This window comes from Lysinibacillus sp. ACHW1.5, assembly GCF_022014815.1.
Taxonomy (GTDB): domain Bacteria; phylum Bacillota; class Bacilli; order Bacillales_A; family Planococcaceae; genus Lysinibacillus; species Lysinibacillus capsici.
Map to the genome: position 1 here is coordinate 2,618,287 of NZ_CP091777.1, position 18,054 is coordinate 2,636,340.

21 protein-coding genes and 1 pseudogene are annotated in these 18,054 nt (G+C 36.3%); 11 read left to right on the forward strand and 11 right to left on the reverse strand.

Going from position 1 to position 18,054, the window contains the following annotated elements; genetic code table 11:
- Nucleotides 1–49 precede the first annotated feature (49 nt).
- A complete protein-coding gene (locus L6W14_RS13090) occupies nucleotides 50–472 on the reverse strand; it encodes a pyridoxamine 5'-phosphate oxidase family protein (protein WP_048392416.1) in 423 nt (140 codons plus the stop codon).
- Between the two features lie 164 nt (nucleotides 473–636).
- On the opposite strand from L6W14_RS13090, the gene L6W14_RS13095 reads away from it, so the two are divergent.
- From L6W14_RS13095 to L6W14_RS13110, 4 genes are all read left to right on the forward strand, one after another.
- The gene (locus tag L6W14_RS13095; RefSeq protein WP_004230690.1) at nucleotides 637–1,263 is read left to right on the forward strand and encodes a YczE/YyaS/YitT family protein; all 627 of its coding nucleotides are present in this window, start codon (nucleotides 637–639) and stop codon (nucleotides 1,261–1,263) included.
- 145 nt (nucleotides 1,264–1,408) lie between these two features.
- Nucleotides 1,409–1,696 carry a PadR family transcriptional regulator gene (locus tag L6W14_RS13100; RefSeq protein ID WP_193767394.1) on the forward strand — a complete coding sequence of 96 codons (288 nt, stop codon included), beginning with the start codon at nucleotides 1,409–1,411 and terminating at the stop codon, nucleotides 1,694–1,696.
- A complete protein-coding gene (locus L6W14_RS13105; RefSeq protein ID WP_131521480.1) occupies nucleotides 1,683–2,276 on the forward strand; it encodes a DUF2812 domain-containing protein in 594 nt (197 codons plus the stop codon). The genes L6W14_RS13100 and L6W14_RS13105 overlap by 14 nt, the downstream gene beginning before the upstream one ends.
- Before the next feature lie 57 nt (nucleotides 2,277–2,333).
- The gene (locus L6W14_RS13110; RefSeq protein WP_193767392.1) at nucleotides 2,334–2,489 is read left to right on the forward strand and encodes a hypothetical protein; all 156 of its coding nucleotides are present in this window, start codon (nucleotides 2,334–2,336) and stop codon (nucleotides 2,487–2,489) included.
- A 312-nt stretch (nucleotides 2,490–2,801) separates the two neighbouring features.
- Here the strand turns inward: L6W14_RS13110 and L6W14_RS13115 are convergent, their stop codons facing one another.
- Together L6W14_RS13115 and L6W14_RS13120 are read right to left on the reverse strand one after the other, a co-directional pair.
- Nucleotides 2,802–3,437 carry a 50S ribosomal protein L25/general stress protein Ctc gene (locus tag L6W14_RS13115; protein ID WP_048392414.1) on the reverse strand — a complete coding sequence of 212 codons (636 nt, stop codon included), beginning with the start codon at nucleotides 3,435–3,437 and terminating at the stop codon, nucleotides 2,802–2,804.
- 182 nt (nucleotides 3,438–3,619) lie between these two features.
- Nucleotides 3,620–4,324, reverse strand: a complete 705-nt coding sequence (locus L6W14_RS13120; protein WP_131521481.1) for a YjjG family noncanonical pyrimidine nucleotidase — start codon at nucleotides 4,322–4,324, stop codon at nucleotides 3,620–3,622.
- A gap of 398 nt (nucleotides 4,325–4,722) precedes the next feature.
- On the opposite strand from L6W14_RS13120, the gene L6W14_RS13125 reads away from it, so the two are divergent.
- Nucleotides 4,723–4,977: a hypothetical protein gene (locus L6W14_RS13125; protein WP_131521482.1), complete on the forward strand. Its 255-nt coding sequence runs from the start codon at nucleotides 4,723–4,725 to the stop codon at nucleotides 4,975–4,977.
- 288 nt (nucleotides 4,978–5,265) lie between these two features.
- Here the strand turns inward: L6W14_RS13125 and yfkAB are convergent, their stop codons facing one another.
- The gene (gene yfkAB, locus L6W14_RS13130) at nucleotides 5,266–6,369 is read right to left on the reverse strand and encodes a radical SAM/CxCxxxxC motif protein YfkAB (RefSeq protein ID WP_237898171.1); all 1,104 of its coding nucleotides are present in this window, start codon (nucleotides 6,367–6,369) and stop codon (nucleotides 5,266–5,268) included.
- Between the two features lie 252 nt (nucleotides 6,370–6,621).
- Here yfkAB and L6W14_RS13135 point away from each other — a divergent pair.
- A pseudogene (locus tag L6W14_RS13135) lies at nucleotides 6,622–6,852 on the forward strand (radical SAM/CxCxxxxC motif protein YfkAB); the annotation flags it as partial.
- Nucleotides 6,853–6,945: 93 nt separating this feature from the next.
- Here the strand turns inward: L6W14_RS13135 and L6W14_RS13140 are convergent.
- From L6W14_RS13140 to L6W14_RS13165, 6 genes are all read right to left on the reverse strand, one after another.
- Nucleotides 6,946–8,163, reverse strand: a complete 1,218-nt coding sequence (locus tag L6W14_RS13140; protein WP_131521484.1) for a hypothetical protein — start codon at nucleotides 8,161–8,163, stop codon at nucleotides 6,946–6,948.
- 13 nt (nucleotides 8,164–8,176) lie between these two features.
- A complete protein-coding gene (locus L6W14_RS13145; protein WP_237898172.1) occupies nucleotides 8,177–9,004 on the reverse strand; it encodes a hypothetical protein in 828 nt (275 codons plus the stop codon).
- Nucleotides 9,001–9,690, reverse strand: a complete 690-nt coding sequence (locus tag L6W14_RS13150) for an ABC transporter ATP-binding protein (protein ID WP_048392404.1) — start codon at nucleotides 9,688–9,690, stop codon at nucleotides 9,001–9,003. Before L6W14_RS13150 ends, L6W14_RS13145 begins: the two co-directional genes overlap by 4 nt.
- A complete protein-coding gene (locus L6W14_RS13155) occupies nucleotides 9,687–10,076 on the reverse strand; it encodes a GntR family transcriptional regulator (RefSeq protein ID WP_004230719.1) in 390 nt (129 codons plus the stop codon). Before L6W14_RS13155 ends, L6W14_RS13150 begins: the two co-directional genes overlap by 4 nt.
- Before the next feature lie 710 nt (nucleotides 10,077–10,786).
- Nucleotides 10,787–11,782 carry an LLM class flavin-dependent oxidoreductase gene (locus L6W14_RS13160; RefSeq protein WP_131521487.1) on the reverse strand — a complete coding sequence of 332 codons (996 nt, stop codon included), beginning with the start codon at nucleotides 11,780–11,782 and terminating at the stop codon, nucleotides 10,787–10,789.
- A 74-nt stretch (nucleotides 11,783–11,856) separates the two neighbouring features.
- Nucleotides 11,857–12,282, reverse strand: coding sequence for a hypothetical protein (locus tag L6W14_RS13165; RefSeq protein ID WP_048392403.1), 426 nt, complete (start codon nucleotides 12,280–12,282; stop codon nucleotides 11,857–11,859).
- Between the two features lie 215 nt (nucleotides 12,283–12,497).
- Between L6W14_RS13165 and L6W14_RS13170 the strand changes: the two genes are divergently transcribed.
- From L6W14_RS13170 to L6W14_RS13190, 5 genes are all read left to right on the forward strand, one after another.
- Nucleotides 12,498–13,271: a sulfite exporter TauE/SafE family protein gene (locus L6W14_RS13170; RefSeq protein ID WP_131521488.1), complete on the forward strand. Its 774-nt coding sequence runs from the start codon at nucleotides 12,498–12,500 to the stop codon at nucleotides 13,269–13,271.
- Nucleotides 13,272–13,424: 153 nt separating this feature from the next.
- Complete coding sequence (locus tag L6W14_RS13175) at nucleotides 13,425–13,943, forward strand: RNA polymerase sigma factor SigV (RefSeq protein WP_004230723.1); 519 nt, start codon at nucleotides 13,425–13,427, stop codon at nucleotides 13,941–13,943.
- Entirely contained in the window at nucleotides 13,936–14,826 is an 891-nt protein-coding gene (locus L6W14_RS13180; RefSeq protein ID WP_131521490.1) for an anti-sigma-V factor RsiV, read from the forward strand. Before L6W14_RS13175 ends, L6W14_RS13180 begins: the two co-directional genes overlap by 8 nt.
- 148 nt (nucleotides 14,827–14,974) lie before the next feature.
- Nucleotides 14,975–16,099 (forward strand): GerAB/ArcD/ProY family transporter, encoded by a 1,125-nt coding sequence (locus L6W14_RS13185; RefSeq protein WP_131521491.1) that lies wholly within the window; start codon nucleotides 14,975–14,977, stop codon nucleotides 16,097–16,099.
- Nucleotides 16,099–17,580: a spore germination protein gene (locus L6W14_RS13190; protein WP_237898173.1), complete on the forward strand. Its 1,482-nt coding sequence runs from the start codon at nucleotides 16,099–16,101 to the stop codon at nucleotides 17,578–17,580. Before L6W14_RS13185 ends, L6W14_RS13190 begins: the two co-directional genes overlap by 1 nt.
- 39 nt (nucleotides 17,581–17,619) lie before the next feature.
- Here the strand turns inward: L6W14_RS13190 and L6W14_RS13195 are convergent, their stop codons facing one another.
- Nucleotides 17,620–18,039: an SRPBCC family protein gene (locus L6W14_RS13195; RefSeq protein WP_237898174.1), complete on the reverse strand. Its 420-nt coding sequence runs from the start codon at nucleotides 18,037–18,039 to the stop codon at nucleotides 17,620–17,622.
- Between the last annotated feature and the right edge of the window lie 15 nt (nucleotides 18,040–18,054).

Consider the following 18,054-nt stretch of genomic DNA (forward strand, 5'->3'; position numbering starts at 1 on the left):
GCTAACCATTGCAACTATTTGTCGTTACATCAGTAAAAAACGACCATTGTCAATGGTCGTTTGAAAATTCTAGCTCTTTAGGTGGTTGCCCTTTTTTATTCATCAAGCGCATACGAATAGGCTCAATCTTTAATGTCACCATTTCATCCTGATTGCCAATAAAGATACTCGTAAAAAATTCAGCTAGTTTATTTTTTATCCCTTCTTCATGTACTTCCGTAAGCTTGCCTTCTATTTCTACATACGTATCACCAAAGCCACCATTTTCGTAGCCATATAAAATATGGGTATATGGGTTTTTGCGTAGCTCTTCCATTTTTTCTGAATGTTTATTCGTCACTGTATACAATACAAAATCTTCATGCTGGAATGTCATGTATCGAGAGTAAGGTTTGCCATTTTCTACAGTTGCCATTGTGCCAATCTTTTCTCGGTTTAACACTTCTAAAATTTCATCACGTACAGAAGTCATAGTATCCCATCCTTTCATATATATATCTATTTTGCCCTCTCCCAAGAAAGCTAAACCGTCTTTTTTTGAAAAATGTGAAATGACAATCTTCGAGCATATTGAAAATCTATTGTTATAATAACTGGATGGACAACAGGAATTTTCGAATGAATGAGGGTTAAAAAATGAAACAAGCTTTTTTTACGCGCTGTTTGTTTTTCATAACAGGCATTATCGTGCTTTCTTTTGGTATCACATTAACAATTAAAGGCCAACTCTTTGGAGTGGGCTCATGGGATGTACTACATATTGGTTTAACAAAAACAGTAGGCCTATCAATCGGTTCATGGTCCATTATTTTGGGACTTGCTATTTTAGCGTTTGATATGCTGATTACAAAAAAATTCCCTTTACCTGGAACGTTTATCGATATGTTTTTGGCTGGCATTTTTATTGATATTTTCAACTATTGGCTACCCGATATTGATGGTTTTTGGATGCAACTTATTTCTTACCTTACAGGGTTAGTGTTGCTAGGCTGGGGCTGTGGGATGTATATGGTGGCGAATTTAGGTATTGGACCTCGGGATACACTCATGCTGATGATGGTCCATAAGCTTGGCTGGAGTGTGACTCGCTCTCGTACAACAATGGAAGTAACAGTTGCAATCATTGGCTTCCTACTTGGCGGTCCTATAGGCATCGGTACGGTATTTATGGCATTTGGACTTGGACCAATTGTACAATTTGCCTTATCCTATAACGAAAAATTATTTATGCGATGGACAGGCGTGAAAAGCGCCGTTGTCTAAACTTTAATGACAATGCAGTTTTTGCATTGTCTTTTTTTACGGTTGAAATATACAGTCCAACTATATATAATCAAACTATATAGTCCAACTGTATATTTGAGGTGAAGATGTGAAAAAACATAAATTATTACCTTTATCCGAAACCATGCATTATATTCTACTCGCCTTACGTGAACCGCTACATGGCTATGCGATGATGCAAAAAATTGAGGAAATGAGTGCTGGTACAGTCCGAATTGCTGCAGGTACGATGTATGGAGCCATTGACAATTTATTGAATTATCATTGGATTACACCTGTTGAAACCCAGGATACAAGACGCAAGGTTTATCAAACGACAGAAGAGGGTCTAGAAATATTAGCCGCAGAGCAACAAAGATTGCAGCACATTTTATCTTTATATGAGGGAGCTGGCGAACATGATAAAGTTTAAAGTCTTTTTTGATATCGAAAAGGAAGAGCGTTGGTTAAACGAAATGTTAGCCAAGGGTTGGCTATGCTCCAACATAAACTCAGCAGGTATTTATACATTTCAGCCTACTGAAGATCTTGAACAAGTTATTCGGATTGATTGTCAGCAGGAGCTTCGCAAAGAAAAGAAAGCGACCTATAAGCAATTACATGAGGATTTTGGCTGGCGTATAGTAAAAGAAAAAGCCTATGACGGCACCTACTATTGGTTAAAAAGAAAAGATGGCAATGATGAATTATTTTCAGATCATGATTCCCACATTGCGAAATATAAACGTTTAATGAAACAAGCAAGCAACTGGGCCATACTGTCATTTATCTTCTTAATGATTTTTTATGCCAACGATAGTTACTACTCCCTTTTCAGTATAAAAAATGCGTATTTTACACCTGGTTTATGGGAGAAAGAAGGGTTTTCTTTCCTTTTTGCCTTTTTATTTGAAACACCCTTTGCTATCGGGCGCTTTATCCCACCATGGCTATTTTTAGTAACTTGTAGTATTTACATCACACTGTATTATCGTTATCGTAAATCCATATAGCAATTTTTATAGCAAATAACAAGGAGCCTCTTACGTAGTGTAAGGAGGCTCCTCATAGTGTTGAAAAACAAAACAATCAATAGAATTTTTGTGAAAGGTGAAAATGGATTTCTGTTGCAGGCTACTTGCTTTCCTGTGGGCAATAAAGTGAAGGTGTTCATTACTCTTTATGAAGAGGTGTTGTCACGCATCACTTCTCCACCTTGGAAATAAGAACTTATCCCCTCTAAGAATACAGATAATGGGCTATTTGATCGCTATGCTAGTATGAAAAAGTAAAGACATTTTGCAGAATGGTTGATTGGAGTGGAGCCAGCGTCACGCCTAGGGGATTTAGCGTCACTGAGGAGACCCTGGAGCGAGCGCAAGTGAGTGAAGCGGCTCATCGGACGCCCCCTGGAAAGGACGCTGGCGGAACGGAAATCAACCTCTCACCTTGCTAAAAGGTCTTTTTCTGCTAGTGACATGATCTTTTTCAACAACAGGAGGAGCCCCTTACGTAGTGTAAGGAGGCTCATCTTTCCTTTATGCTTCTGGTTCAGCAGTATTTTGTCCTGTTGCTTCCATCACTTCTGGTGTATCGTCCACTGTATCATCTTCCTGTACGTTTTCAGCAGCAGGTGGTGTAATCGTCACGAGTGTGTAGTCATCCTCTTGTAAAATTTCAAACGAGAACTGTTGACGAATATCTCCGACGTATAGAGAAGTCCCAATTGCAACATTTGTAACATCTATTTCAATGGTTTCTGGAATGTCAGTTGGCTTCACTTTAATACGCACTTCACGATTAGGCTGGAGCAGGAATCCGCCATCAGCAACTCCTACTGCATCCCCAATTACAGTCACTGGAATATCCACTTCTAGCTCCTCTGACATATTGATGGATTTAAAATCCACATGCTTAACATTCCCTTTTAATGCACAACGTTGTACCTCTGTCAAAACTGCATTAATCCGTTTTCCTTCAACATCTAATTGGAAAACACTTTTTGTGCCGTGTGTAGCTAACATTTTTGCAAAGGCTCTCGCATCTAACATAATCGCCGTTGATTCCATTTGAAAGCCGTAAACTACACCTGGAATGCCCCCATTTTGTCGAAGCTGTGTTAAAGAAGATTGTTGTCCCTTTTGACGTTTACTGGCAGTTAAAACCATATTCATCGAATATTTCCCCTTTCATGGAAACTAGTCTCATAAAAGGTTTTGCCTTTTCTATTGTATTTTATACATAGCAAGCAAGCGATTATTTGGTCAGCCTTGTAGTAATAATTTAAATTTTATTAGCGAAAAAACATAAAAAAACACCTCCTCTGTTCATGGAACAAAGGAAGTGTCTTTCTGTCTTAATATAGTGCTATTTTTGTATGCAATAGCTCATGTAACTCATGCAATTTTTTAATTTCATAATGTGGTTCAATATCACTCGTATTTTCAACATTGCGGATGTTAAACCAGCATGTATCAATGCCTGACAGCAATCCGCCTTTAATGTCTGATGTCAAAGAATCGCCGATTATAAGCGTTTTAGCTTTATCAAAATGCTCAATCCGCTCAAATACATAATCAAAAAAGGCAGGCATTGGTTTTTGATAGCCCGTTTGCTCGGAGATAAAGATGCCTTTAAAATATTGTGCTAAATCGGCATCCACTAGTCGTTTATTCTGTGTCAACGTTACGCCATTTGATACGACATACAAATGATAGTGATTGGCTAGTTGAGCGATGACTTCATAAGCTCCCTCTACATAATGATGTGCTTCCTGTAAGTATTTTTGGAATAACGATTCAAAGTAGACACCATCGACCTCCATCCCAAATTCCTTTAAAGCAATCGCAAATCTTGTATTATGTAGTGTATTTTTGGTCACTTCCCCACGCTCAAAAGCTCGCCACATCGATTCATTAATTTCTTTGTAACGCGCTATCATCTCGGGCGTAGTGGCTATCTTTTCCTCGCTGAACATGCGGTCAAGTGCTGCATTTTCAGCTAAATCAAAATCTAGTAATGTATCATCTACGTCAAACAATAATATCTCATATTTCGTCATGTTCATTCCCACTTTCTTTAATGCATTATGACTTTTACTCTATATCATGATAACGTTTTTTATGAAAAATAACAGTAAAATGTCCTATGACAGAATATTAGCACATGTATGCGCTTTATACACATGCTTATCCGTCCATTGAAACGAGGGAACTTTTTCGATAATGGAAAAAACGTCTAGCCCTAAAATAGCCCGTTCTGCAATTTCATATTTGAAATTATCGTTGAATATGAGACAATAGAATGCTAGAAAGGAAGATGTACGAAAGATGACGACCTTACAAAAACGAAAATGTTAGAGTAATTGCTTCCGTTGCAGGTTTTAGTATGAATTTAACAATTAAGAGGTACTGGTGATTGGTATTTTAATACAAAGCCATATTAAGGAGGTTTATAGGTTTGCAAAAGTCTAGCATATTTAATAGAATTGCGTTAGTAGTGCTGTCTATTATGGTTATCGGGGTTCTTTATTCTTTCATTTGGCATAAAGAGCGTTTTGATAGACCAATTTGGATACAAGTTGTGATGACTTTTTGCTTTTTAATGTTGAGTATAAATAACTTCAGACTAAGGAAATACGCTATGGGTTGGGTTTTTGCTGGAGTAGTAGTAGCTTTTGGAATCAGTATATTTTGGGGCACTACTGCTGTTTAATCAAGCAACACCATGTCAGTAAACTTAGATCAGCCAACGATTTCTTGTTAATTTTTATGACAAAACTTCAAATTCAGATAAAGAGTAAAACGACTGTTTAAAAAGAATGGTCTTACAAAGACAAAGGCTCAAAGCTGTGAATAACAGGCTATAGGCCTTTTTCTTTGTATTAAGGTACAAGTAAATTGTGTTTTGACAAACTTTTAAATTTAAACTGAGTAGAAAAATTATATAGTATATATCGCTAAAAAACCTCCAATGGTTATTCCAATGGAGGTCTTCAATTCATTATTTAACTGAGCCACTAATAAATGTTTTATCAGGATAATACATATTCTTTACAATTACATTTGGTCCTAAACATTTGACTGCTGGACAGTGGCAATTAATTGATTTAGAAATATTGGAATCTAACCACCGTTCGTAAATTTGAGGTAATGATTCATTTTTTATATTTCCGAAAGCCGAACCGTCATCTGAGAAATCCGTAACCGATATATCCCCTGTGAAAATATTTAAATTCATTCTTGATCGTCCATCAACATCATTTCTGATTGTTATATTATGTTCACTATTGATTCGCTTGATTAACGCTAAATCTCGCTCATCTTGACTACAAGGGTAAAATGGCAATGTACCAAACAATACCCATATGTCTTTATTTCTATAATCAAGAATTTCATTCACAACTTTTCTGTATTCCTCCAAACTAATAACTTCTAAATTTTCAGCGAAGTCACTAGCATACATAGGATGAATTTCGTGTCGCTTACATAACATTTCGTTAGCCACTTCATTATGAATTTTCTCCATATAGGGTACAGTATTACGATTTAACATTGTTTCTGCTGATACAAACATCCCTCCTTTGGAAAGTTCCCTTGCATTGTCGAAAATATTACGATATAAATTGCCTCTATATTCAATTGAAGGTTGCTTTTCCATCATAGCGAAGCCTGTTTCAACAAATTCTTTTTCATCACACCAGTTATGTGATATGTGCATAACATCTAGATAAGGAGCAATTAATTCGTAATGAGACATAGGCAAAGTTAAATTCGAATTAATTTGCGTCTTAATTCCCCTACCCTTAGCGTATTTCAAAAGTGGTAACAAATTTTCCTTTATACCCTTTTTAGTCATTAAAGGTTCTCCACCTGTAAAACTCATTGTACGTAAAGTTTCCACCTCATCTAACTTGTGGATAATTTCTTCTGTAGGTAATGCTGGTAATTCTTTGGTTAATAATGTGTAGCCAACTGCACAATGCGAACATCTCATATTACATAAATGTGTTGTAGTAAATTCAATATTTGATAAAGTTAATTTCCCATACCTATCAATGTCATGGTAACTTTCCCATTCATCATGAGTTTTCTGTACTGTAAACATATAAAAAACTTCCTTTCCATGCTTATAATTTTCGCACAGATAAAATAATTTTTAAAGTGCATTTATTTATAAATTATCTCGGAATCGAACTTAATCTTTATTATAACTTTTTTATTATTTTGTTTACATCTGCTCTATTTCTGACAACTCTATCTTCGTATCCTCTTTTATCTTCTATACAATTAATTTTTCTTGCGCCACTGTAATTACAAGGAGTTTAAATTATATGCTTTTATTTTCGATTTACAGTAAACAGGCGATGTGATTGTTACCGACTTTGGTGACACACCAGCCCTCGGCACTATTGTACATGACGAACTACCATTGATTTTTGATAAATGGATGGCAACCGACTTGGCAAAATCACTTAACTGCCACTGTCCAGCAGTCAAATGCTTAGGGCCAAATGTACTTGTAAAAAATATGTATTATCAAGATGCCGCGTTTGTGAGTGGCTCTGCTCGTGTATACGTTCATCGATAAAGAAAGAAACTCCATGTTGAACAAAGACTGATCAACATGGAGTTTCTTTTATATATGGCGTTATAGATTGTAGGTTGTCCTTATACCTGTTCTTTAAGGCATTATATATAATTGTTCGATCGTAAGTGAGGAATCCGCCTCTTGATTTTTCTTGTCTTCGGAAATGATTTTCCCTTCATAAATCAATCCACCTGTACGTAAATCAACGATAGACAACCACTGTCCATCAGAAACACGATATATTAAATAAAATTTTCCCTCTGCTATACGTAAATATGGAGCATCATTCTCATTCGTAATGCTTGAATATTGAAGGGTTAAGGGGTCTTCCCACTGTTTCTTTTCAATATGATATCGATTCAGCGTTAAACCATTGGCTGAATATACAGGAATGTATATCGTTTCTTTATGAATAAGCATTGACTTCCGATAGGGTTTTAATTCTTCTGGCATAGTCCATTCCTCTGCTTCATTCTTGGCATTATTATAGAGATATATTTGACTAGAGATAATTTCTGGCTCAGTACCTTCTTTTCGATCACTATATTTTTCTACCATATATAAATAATAATTTTCGTTTTGAGTAGTAGTATTGTTTTCATTAAAAATACGGATACTGGAAGTGCCTCTTTCTTCTGACACTAATTCTGCAAGGATGTCGTCCTTTACTAATTCCTTCTTGTTCTCATCAATCGTATAGACATGCAACTCTTCCCTACCTTTTATAAGATAGTTGGCTGATAAATAGTTTGTTGTTAATATATTTATTTTTCCATTCCCTACGTAGACGTCATTTACATTAATCCAATCATAGCTTGCTTTGACTGGTATATCGATCTTAAAGGAAGAACTATCATTTGTTTTTTTATCAAGTGTATCAATTTGAAGCGTTATAACATTGCCTCTAGCTTCTTTTCGACCATCATCTAGAAATATTGTGTAAGTCAAATGTGATTTGTCTTCATAATATTTTCTTGGATCAAATTCTTTCCCACGCATAAAATTACGGTGTTCCTCAATATATTTTCGAAGAATCATAGGTTCATTCGGTGCCATCAAATCTCTAAAAAAAGACTGACTATTGGGATTCGTGGAACCATCCTTTGATATGTACAACATATGATAAAGATCATTACTTTGATAACTTGTTTGAAGAATAAGATTTTCGATTTCTTCCTTATTTCCGCTGATCGTTTCAATTTTATAGGTTCTATCATTTTTAGAAGCCATTGCTGTTTTTTGGATATAGTAAGAACTGATAAACACCACGATGAAGAAACTAATACTGATTGTTTTCCAATATTTTTTCATTGTTATACCTCCTCTAGACCCTGATTTTATATTTTAGTAAATGATTCGCAATCCAAATGGCACTGCCTAAAACAATCGTGCTCGTAACCAGTACCATTAAGAAAATTTCAAGTGGGTAAAAGTAATTTGTATAAACATTAACTAATAGGATTGGAGCAAAAAATACCCCAAGTGACAGTAAGCCATAAAAAATAGCGTAAAAAATCCCTTTTAAACCATAACTCCGCTCAATTAAAATCGCGGTAAATATTACTGCCACGAAAAGTAACCCAAGTGCATATACCAGAATAAACTCTGTAAAGCTAGTCGGATACAGCCACCTCCACATATTTAAAGTAGAACTAGCATAAATTGAGAAATTTGATTGGAGGTCTATTGGTATAATTTTATTCACTATTTGTTTTTCCATCAAAATTAGCAAGATTTGCAAAGCAATCAAGCCAAGAACTAAAAGCATAATCGTCGTTAATTTCGCAAAATAAATGGCGATTCTTTCAGTTGGTAACATGAATAATCTGTAAATAAATGTATTTTTACCAAACCAATCTCGATACCAAATAAAGAAAACATAGATCATCAACATGGCGATACAAAAAAAGATTGGCAGCAGAAACCATTCTGAATCAGTGAATCGATCGAAAGAAAAAGTCCCGTATTGCTCCACATACTGGTTCATGGATAACTGGTTTTCTGCCATCAACTGTTTAGCATTTTTCATATAGGTTTGTGAGATAATTCCCGCTCCTATAAGCTGGCTGAGCATGGTCAAGCCTATTAAAATCAAATACAATTTAAAAAATCGATTTACTTCAAAATTAACAAGTTTTAAATAGTTTTTCATGCTCGATATACCTCCCTCATCACATCAACCACTGATTTCCCTTCATTTTCACGTACTTCCTCCACGCTAAATTCCCTCAATACTGCACCGTCATCCATAAGGACTGCTTTATCAATCAAATGCTCAATATCACTAATTTCATGCGTTGTTATAATGACACCACGTTCTTCAATTAAATGGCTTGTAAACACCTCTGCAATCTGCTCACGAGAGAAAATATCAATGCCAGAGAATGGTTCATCCATCAGTAAATAATCGACATCAAGTGACAATCCCAGTAGCATATTCACTTTTGCTGTATTTCCTTTCGATAAGTTAGCAATACGTTCATTCGGATCAAGTTTAAAAAATTGTAATAATTCTTCTGCCCTCTGAGGATTCCAGCTTTTATAAAAATCAGCCATGAACGCAAAAGCTTCATTGATTTTCATTTGTGGCAACATCGTTATTGTGTCTGGGATGAAGGTTATTTTTTCAAAACTTTCTTTTGTGATTTTTTCTCCATCCATTAAAATTTCACCACTATTAATTGGGGTGAGCGCCATAATAGCTTTCATAATGGTCGTCTTACCTACACCATTTATTCCTATTAAACAAGTAATCTCTCCTTTTTCTGCAGTAAAAGAAATGTCTTTTAAAACCTGTTTCCTGCCGTATTTCTTGTTAACATTTTTTACTTCTATCATTTCGATTCCTCCGCTTCTCCGCTTTCGGCATCATGTTTTTTCTTTACAAGTTCCAATACTTCGGCTAAAGGCACATCGATAGATTTAATAGAGCCTAAAAATAAGTCAACCGCTTCGATAATCAATTCCTCACGGACATTTTTAAGGACTGCTTCATCTTTCGTAATGCAGCTAGGCATATTCCCCTCTGTAAAAATCAATCCTTGTTCCTCCATTTCCTTATAAGCTCGTTGTGCAGTATTTGGGTTAATCTTTAACTGATTGGCTAATTCCCTTCTGGATGGAATCTCCTGACCTGGCTCATAAAATCCCTTGGCAATTTGTTCTTTCAAATGCCGAATCACTTGGACATACACCGGGTCCCGATTATTAAAATTTATAGTCAAATAACTCAACTCCTCAAAAATTAATTCCGCGTATTAAACACTTAATACACAGTATGTAGAATGATGGGTTGCACCTATCAACATGGACATATTTTTTCTCACGTTAACACCTCATCGTATTAAGCACTTAATACACCGACAATAAAAAAATGTATTAAGCATATAATACACTTCTTGAAATGTATTATATGCTTAATACACATTTTAAGTCAACCACATTTATGGAAATATCTATCAATAATTAAAATCACAGCCAGTTCTAGCATGTACATCATGGATGCAAATATACTTTTCTTCAAACAGACGAGTGTTTTTATTTTCATTGTTAGTTAGTAATAAATGTATGTTTTCTTGTATTTACTTCTTTAGCACAAAAAATTAAATTTTATGGTCACTAGAGGTATAAGAAATAGAGGTAGGGCTATACTATTAAAGATTTCACTTCAAATCCAATGACTAGGAGGGTTAACCCGATGAGTGCGATTGATCGATAACTCAGAAGGACCATCAAAACTGAATAAGCTAAAGTACAGATTTCTTAGGAATATCTTAAGATCCTATGCGGAAGCGAGGCAGTGTGTCATGGAGCAGAAAATGTAAGTGGTAATCAGACCCGGAAGTAAATTTCCGGGTTTTTCTAATTGTAAAATCGCTATTCTATTTCAGCTAAATACATAAAAGCCATATTCAGATGAATATGGCTTTTCCTCTTATCTGATTAATTCCTTCGCAAGGAATCTATAGGTATTTAAACGACTTTCTAATGCATATTGATTGCAATTTAGCATTACTTCATCAAAGCCATAGCGTTCTTGCTCAGCGCTTAAAAAAGCAGCAATATCTTGGGGTGTCCCGACAAGATTCGCCTTGCGATTATTGTCAATCGTCAATTTATCCATTTCAGTTAATGGATAATCTTTCGCTTCTTCGGGTGACATTGTTTGAATGATTTGCCCTTTCATTAATTGAAGACGAGAAATATCAATCGGTTTAGCTAAATATTCCGCTTCTTCTAGGGTTGGGGCAACTGTTGCTGCATATGTCACAATGATTTGTGGTTTATCCATATAATAAGAAGGCGTAAAATAGGCTTTATAGGCATCAAAGATATCCTTTGACATATTGCCCGTGAAAAATTGTGCATACGAATAGCCTACTCCCAGCTGGCCAGCCTGCATTGCGCTCTGACCACTAGAACCTAGTAACCAAGCCTCTGGTAATGAAATATGAGCAGGAGCTGCAACGACTTGATCATAGACATGTTCACCTGTTTTTTGATTATTCATTAGCTTTAATATGATTTCTAGCTTATCATACTGTTCTGTGAAGCGTTGTCGTCTTCCCTCAGCCAAGGCATAGATAGCGGCATGATCACCACCAGGAGCTCTCCCCACACCAAAATCAATACGATTGGGTGCCAGCCCCGATAATGTTTTAAAGACCTCTGCTAGCTTATAGGGTGAATAATGCATCATCATGACACCACCCGTACCAATGCGAAGCCGCTGTGTTTTAGCAGCTAAAAAAGCAGCAGTTACTTCAGGAGCTGAACTCGCCAATGACTGGCTATTATGGTGTTCAGCAAGCCACATACGGTGATAGCCAAGCTCTTCACCTAGCAATGCCAGCTGTTCTGTACGTTGGAAGGCCTCTTCTGCAGAATGACCTTTTGGAATCGGCATTTGATCTAAAATACTTAATCTCATGTAAAACATCCTCTCTGTCTCTAGCTCCCCCTTTTACTGTAATACAGTTTGGATGATTTACAAAATAAAAAACCTTACTCATAAGCTAGTTGTTTCTTTTCCCAAGTGTGATAGACCATGCCAACAAGCTTTTGTTGTTGTTGCTGGTTTAATACGACTTCTTTAAATTTCATTGCCTCTAGGGAAAATTGCTGCGTTTGTTCGTTCACGACAAATTGGAGAATAGCATGTCCTTTTTCGTCTTGAAACGTAATATCACCTGATAATTCTACAACTTGCTCCCCAGTTTTTGCTTCATAATAGCGCCAGTAAGGTTCATAAAAAGCGTAATTAAACGCATTTCGAACTGTGACATCTGAAAAATTCTCCAAATAGCCTTCCTTTACGGTATCAATATACTCATGATCTGTTATATCTTTTTTTGCATTAAAGACATACCCTACAAGTACGCCCATAAACACAACACAGAGAAATACACGTATATGATTTCCTAAACTCATGTCATCACGTCCCCTTTACGTAAAAACACCATTATCTACATAATACATCAAAATAATGACTCCAAGTAGAATTTTTTTGAGTTATGTAGAAATTATCGTCATTTCAAATCGAATCACTTCATTTATTTCTATTAAAAAATAGCAGCTAGAGTGTTTACAGCCTATCCTCAGTTCGCTACTATCAGATTATTATGATAGAAAAGAGATGACCTATTGTGCCTTTTGATTTAGATTTAGATGTAAATATTTTATTAATTTTAATCCTCTTCGGTTTTTTAGCAGCCTTTATTGATTCAGTGGTTGGAGGAGGTGGGCTTATCTCATTACCAGCTCTTATGTTCGTTGGTCTTCCTCCCTCTGTTGCCGTAGCAACCAATAAATTGGCAGGTACAATGGGTTCCCTTACTAGTACAGTGACATTTTATCGCTCTGGTAAACTAGATATAAAAGCCGTCTATAAGCTATTCCCCTTCGTCTTTTTTGGCTCTATGCTGGGTGCTTGGATTGTCCACTTAATGGACCCAAGTGTACTGAAGCCATTAATGCTGATTATGCTTGCAGTTGTTGCCATTTATACCATCTTTAAAAAAGACTGGGGCAGTATGACCACCTTTAAACCATTAACTCCTAAGCGTTCTATTATTTTTGTTTTCGTGATTACACTTATTGGCTTTTATGATGGCTTTTTAGGTCCTGGGACAGGCTCGTTTCTACTCTTTGCTTTTCTCATAGTGGGCTTTGATTTTTTACAATCAGCAGGAAACGCCAAATTTTTAAATTTCGGCAGTAATGTAGCTGCCCTCCTTATGTTTATATACTTAGGACAAATAAATTATGCCTATGGACTACCAATGGGTCTTGCGCAAATTGCAGGAGCTATTGTTGGTTCAAAATTTGCCATTAAACGCGGCAGTGGCTATGTACGTAAATTATTTATCGTTGTGACCATTCTATTACTCTTGAAAAATACATATGACTATTTTTCATGATCAGCCGTTATACTAACGTATGCCAATACTATAGAAGGATCAAACTTATCTCAATTGGGGTAAGTTTTTTTCATGGTATCAACTTTTTCCCTCTCCTCGTACGTCTAGTAAATGTATACAATTTGATAATGTTAAAAAGGAGCTTCTTTGGACATGAGAACAAGAAATGCATTTCAACATGAAGAGGTGTTTGTCCAATTCATTCGAGAACAAAAAGAGCGTTTTTATTTGCTCGCGTATAGCTATACAAAAAATGAACAGGACGCACTAGATGTTGTACAAGACAGTATCCAAAAAGCCATGCTTTCATTAGATCGACTTGAGAATGTGACCTATATGAAAAGCTGGTTTTATAAAATAGTTGTCCGTACAGCCATAGATTTTTTACGTAAGCATAAACGCTTACAAGTGACAGATGATGATACATTACAATATTTAACACCTGCTCAAGAGGATGTTTATGAGAATGTTGACTTGGAGCATGCGTTGGATGAACTCCCGCAAATGTATCGAGAGGTTGTCATTCTCCATTATTTCGAGGATTTAAAACTCGCTGACGTGGCGAACATCCTCGACATTAAGTTGAGTACAGCCAAATCGCGTCTTTATAAAGCATTAAAACTATTGAAAATCCAATTGGAAGATGTGAAGGGAGAAACTGCACATGGATAAAAAATTACAGGAGTTAGAAAAACAATATATGAAAGTCCCGATTCCAAAAGAGCTAGACTTCGTGGTTGAAAAAGCACTTAAGCAAGGTCGAAAAAAGAAAAAAAATCGTACACCTCAATGGGTCCTTGGATCTGCCGCTGCAGCCATGCTATTTACAGCTGGTTTAAATGTAAGTCCTGCAATGGCCCGCACACTCTCAGAAATTCCCGTGGTTGGTAGTGTGATAAAAGTATTGACTTGGACAGAATATGAAGTGGCTGAAGATAATTATGATGCCAACATTAAAGTACCTTCTATTGAAAACTTAGAAAATCAAGATCTGGCGAATACATTAAATGAAAAATATCGTGCAGAAGGTAAGACACTTTACGATGAATTTATGGCAGAAGTGGGCGATTTAAAATTAAATGGCGGTGGTCATTTAGGTATTGATAGTGGCTACGAAATCAAAACTGATAACGAACAAATTTTGTCGATTGGCCGTTATGTAGTGAATACCGTTGCTTCTTCTTCAACGGTGATGGAATACGATACGATCGATAAAGAAAACGAAATTTTAATTACTTTACCTATGCTCTTTAAAGATCAACACTATATTGAAACAATTAGTGAAAATATTAAAGAACAAATGCGTACACAAATAGCTGAATCGAATCAAGATAAAGTTTATTGGGTAAAGGGTGCTGGCCTTGCCGATGAAGCGTTAATGGAGGAATTTACAACTATTAAACCTGATCAGCAATTCTACATTTCTGATAAAGGCAAGCTTGTGATTTCCTTTGATAAATATGAAGTGGCACCTGGCTATATGGGCGTTGTAGAGTTTGAAATCCCAACAGATGTCTTAAAAGACGATCTTGTAAGCACAAAATATATTCATTAATTTAGCTTACTTTTCCTATGACGAGGTATTGGATGATGGTGTCATCCAATACCTCGTTTTTTCATGAAACCATACCATTTTCTGCTTATAAAGCCGACTTTTTTTGTCAAAGCTAATATGTATCAATCAATGTTAGAGGGTTTTCAACATGAAAAGTGTAGGATCAATCAGTATTTTACATGTCATCTTCCTATCAATGACTGTTATTGGCTTAAAAAATCATGTAACCATTATTCCTCCACTACTAGATGTGGCCAAAAGAGATGGCTGGCTATCCGTATTGTTTGCTGGAGGAATTATTTTCTTTTGGCTATTTTTATTAGTATATATTCAATCAAAATCTAATCAGGAGCCCATCCGAGATTGGCTCGATTCAAAAATAGGGAAAATTGGCTCTACTATTGTTATTTATACAGTTGCTATTTTTTTAATGATTATCGCAGCTTTTACAATGGTTGAAACACTGCAATGGATTAATACTACATTTTTACCACAAACCCCTGTGATCATCTTACTATTTATCTATACCATTCTGTGTATTCTTCTTGTGACGACTAGCTTACAGACGCTCGTTATTTTAAACGTTTTTGTATTATTCGGAGTAGTTATCTTTGGCTTTTTCGTTGCCTTTACGAACATGCAGGTGAAAGATTATGAATTATTACGTCCATTTTTTGAACATGGATTCCAGCCTGTCTTGCGAGGCATGATTTTCCCTGCATCAGGGTTTATTGAGCTTTTAATGTTGCTATTTTTACAGCATCAATTTAAGGAACGTATTCGCTGGTACCACTTTGCTATTATGCTGGCCATTTTAGTAGGACTGACATTAGGACCTTTAATTGGAGCCATTACAGAATTTGGACCGAATGAAGCGGCTAAGCAACGCTATCCTGCCTACGAAGAATGGGGATTAGTGACAATTGGTCGCTATATCGAGCATCTTGACTTTTTCTCCATTTATCAATGGCTGACAGGAACCTTTATTCGTGTTAGTTTCCTTTTGTACATTGTGGTAGATTTATTGAAGATGACAGGAGATCCGAAGCGTATATGGCAAATGCTCGCTCCTCCCTTCTTTATTCTTTGTTTACCATTAATCATGCTAAATGAAAGCCTTTTTTTAAAGGTAAAAGGACATTATATTCTTGCAGCCACTTTTATTTTTTTCTTTTTACTGTCAATATTTTTCGTAGTCGTAGCTTTCTTGTCGGATAAATCTTCTAAAAAGGGGAAAACTGAAAAACAAGATAGGAAAAGTGGTGAATCATAATGCCTCAGCAAGAACAAGCGCTAGATCTTAGTACGCTCAGAAAATTATTTCAAAAATCAGCAGATATTCAATTTCAGGAATATATGTTTAATCAGCAGAAAGTACACTTTATTACGTGTGATGCTATGATTGATCAACAAATGCTTAATGAAGTGATTATTCAACGTATTCAATATTTATATGATCATTTGGATGAGGTTCCCTTTGAAGAGAATATCGCAAGGCATCTTCATGTTCCAAGTATTCAAAAAGTACAAGACAAGGAACAGCTAATAACTTTTGTCTATAGTGGCTTCATGTTGTTGTATTTTGACGAAGACAATCTTTTATATGCAAGCAATATTGCCCAAAAGCCGAATCGCCAGCCTGAAGAAACGCGCATGGAGGTTCTTGTTAAAGGGCCAAGAGATAATTTCATTGAAGATATTCGCGTCAATATCGCACTCATAAGAAAACGTTTGCCGACCAATTCATTTTGTGTGGAAAAAGTGGAGCTTGGGAAACGATCAAAAACTACGGTAGCCATTCTTTATTTTGATGATATTGTGGATATGGATATTTTACATGGCATCAAAAAGCAGCTTGCTGCTGTTGATACAGATATTGTTTTTAGTGGCGATTTATTGATGGAACGGGTGAATAAAAATTCCAAGCTTTTTCCGAAGTTTGATTATACGGGACGACCTGATTATGCGGTTCAGGCCTTAGCGAGAGGACGTTTTATTATTTTTGTAGATGGCGTCGCCTATGCTATCATTACCCCTGTCAATTTGTTTCTCTTACTGAAATCAGCTGAGGATAATGAATATCCTATTATTTTCAGTTCACTCGAACGATTATTAAGAATATTCGGTATTCTAATCGGATTACTACTCCCTGCATTTTGGCTTGCCTTGACAACCTATCACCAAAACCAATTGCCGCTTCAACTACTCGCAACCGTCGTGCAAGCGAAGGCTGGCTTACCGCTCCCCTCCTCGCTTGAAATGTTGCTCATGTTGCTGATGTTTGAATTATTTCGTGAAGCAGGCTTGCGTCTCCCTTCCGTTATTGGTGGGACCATCAGTGTTGTAGGTGGATTAATTATTGGGGATGCAGCCATTCGAGCAGGTGTAACGAGTCCTGAAATGATCGTTGTCATCGCTATTTCTACCATTGCTTCCTTCACATTAGTGAATCAGTCACTTGTTACTTCAGTTAGCATATTACGCGTTGCCTTTATCTTTGCTAGTGCCTTTTTCGGGTTATTTGGCTTCTTTGTTTCTTTATACCTGACACTGCTTTATTTAAGTAATATTCGAATTTACGGCTACTCTTACATGAACCTAGCAACAGATCTAAATTGGGCAACCATTAAAAAATCCATCTTTCGATTATCACCCAAAGGCTATACAGAGCGGAACAAAGCGCTTGCTCCTCAAGATTATACACGAACTTCAAAAGGGCATGAGAACAAAGATTCTCCAAATAAAAACAAATAGCATCCCTATCGATTGTGAAGGGATGCTATTTTTATTCGCTCAACTATTTTGGACTCTTTCTTTGATAAGGTCCAGTACACTTTCCCAATGACCTTTCATTTCTTCTCGTACTATTTGATCAGAAAGATGTTCTTGATGAAAGCTAATGGTTGTTTTATTACGCTCTTTGGGTAAAATACGGATTTGTACGGTAGATGGTTTTGACCACTCTTCCTTTTGCCAAGTCAATCGAAGCTGCTCTAATGGTTTAACAATCCTGATTTCGCCTGTCCCTGTCTTTGAATGGAATTTGTACCCAGGTTCGAATATAACTGAAGTGTCTTCCCCCAGCCATGTACGTACTCCTTCTGTTGTCGTAATCAATGCCCATGCTTGCTCCTGCGAAATTGGAAATGTCCTTCTAACCCCGATTTGAAAACCCACACTTTTCGTTTGACCGATGATTCTCTCGTTATCCATTGCTTCACCCCTATT

Bases quoted from the DNA above. Each gene is read 5' to 3' on its own strand.
- L6W14_RS13150 (WP_048392404.1), bottom strand. From the start codon at position 9,690: ATGATAGAAGTAAAAAATGTTAACAAGAAATACGGCAGGAAACAGGTT.
- L6W14_RS13185 (WP_131521491.1), top strand. From the start codon at position 14,975: ATGAAAAGTGTAGGATCAATCAGTATTTTACATGTCATCTTCCTATCA.
- L6W14_RS13120 (WP_131521481.1), bottom strand. From the start codon at position 4,324: ATGACGAAATATGAGATATTATTGTTTGACGTAGATGATACATTACTA.
- L6W14_RS13100 (WP_193767394.1), top strand. From the start codon at position 1,409: ATGCATTATATTCTACTCGCCTTACGTGAACCGCTACATGGCTATGCG.
- L6W14_RS13195 (WP_237898174.1), bottom strand. From the start codon at position 18,039: ATGGATAACGAGAGAATCATCGGTCAAACGAAAAGTGTGGGTTTTCAA.
- yfkAB (WP_237898171.1), bottom strand. From the start codon at position 6,369: ATGTTTACAGTACAGAAAACTCATGATGAATGGGAAAGTTACCATGAC.
- L6W14_RS13145 (WP_237898172.1), bottom strand. From the start codon at position 9,004: ATGAAAAACTATTTAAAACTTGTTAATTTTGAAGTAAATCGATTTTTT.
- L6W14_RS13165 (WP_048392403.1), bottom strand. From the start codon at position 12,282: ATGAGTTTAGGAAATCATATACGTGTATTTCTCTGTGTTGTGTTTATG.
- L6W14_RS13105 (WP_131521480.1), top strand. From the start codon at position 1,683: ATGATAAAGTTTAAAGTCTTTTTTGATATCGAAAAGGAAGAGCGTTGG.
- L6W14_RS13175 (WP_004230723.1), top strand. From the start codon at position 13,425: ATGAGAACAAGAAATGCATTTCAACATGAAGAGGTGTTTGTCCAATTC.
- L6W14_RS13190 (WP_237898173.1), top strand. From the start codon at position 16,099: ATGCCTCAGCAAGAACAAGCGCTAGATCTTAGTACGCTCAGAAAATTA.
- L6W14_RS13160 (WP_131521487.1), bottom strand. From the start codon at position 11,782: ATGAGATTAAGTATTTTAGATCAAATGCCGATTCCAAAAGGTCATTCT.
- L6W14_RS13180 (WP_131521490.1), top strand. From the start codon at position 13,936: ATGGATAAAAAATTACAGGAGTTAGAAAAACAATATATGAAAGTCCCG.
- L6W14_RS13140 (WP_131521484.1), bottom strand. From the start codon at position 8,163: ATGAAAAAATATTGGAAAACAATCAGTATTAGTTTCTTCATCGTGGTG.
- L6W14_RS13090 (WP_048392416.1), bottom strand. From the start codon at position 472: ATGACTTCTGTACGTGATGAAATTTTAGAAGTGTTAAACCGAGAAAAG.
- L6W14_RS13115 (WP_048392414.1), bottom strand. From the start codon at position 3,437: ATGAATATGGTTTTAACTGCCAGTAAACGTCAAAAGGGACAACAATCT.
- L6W14_RS13095 (WP_004230690.1), top strand. From the start codon at position 637: ATGAAACAAGCTTTTTTTACGCGCTGTTTGTTTTTCATAACAGGCATT.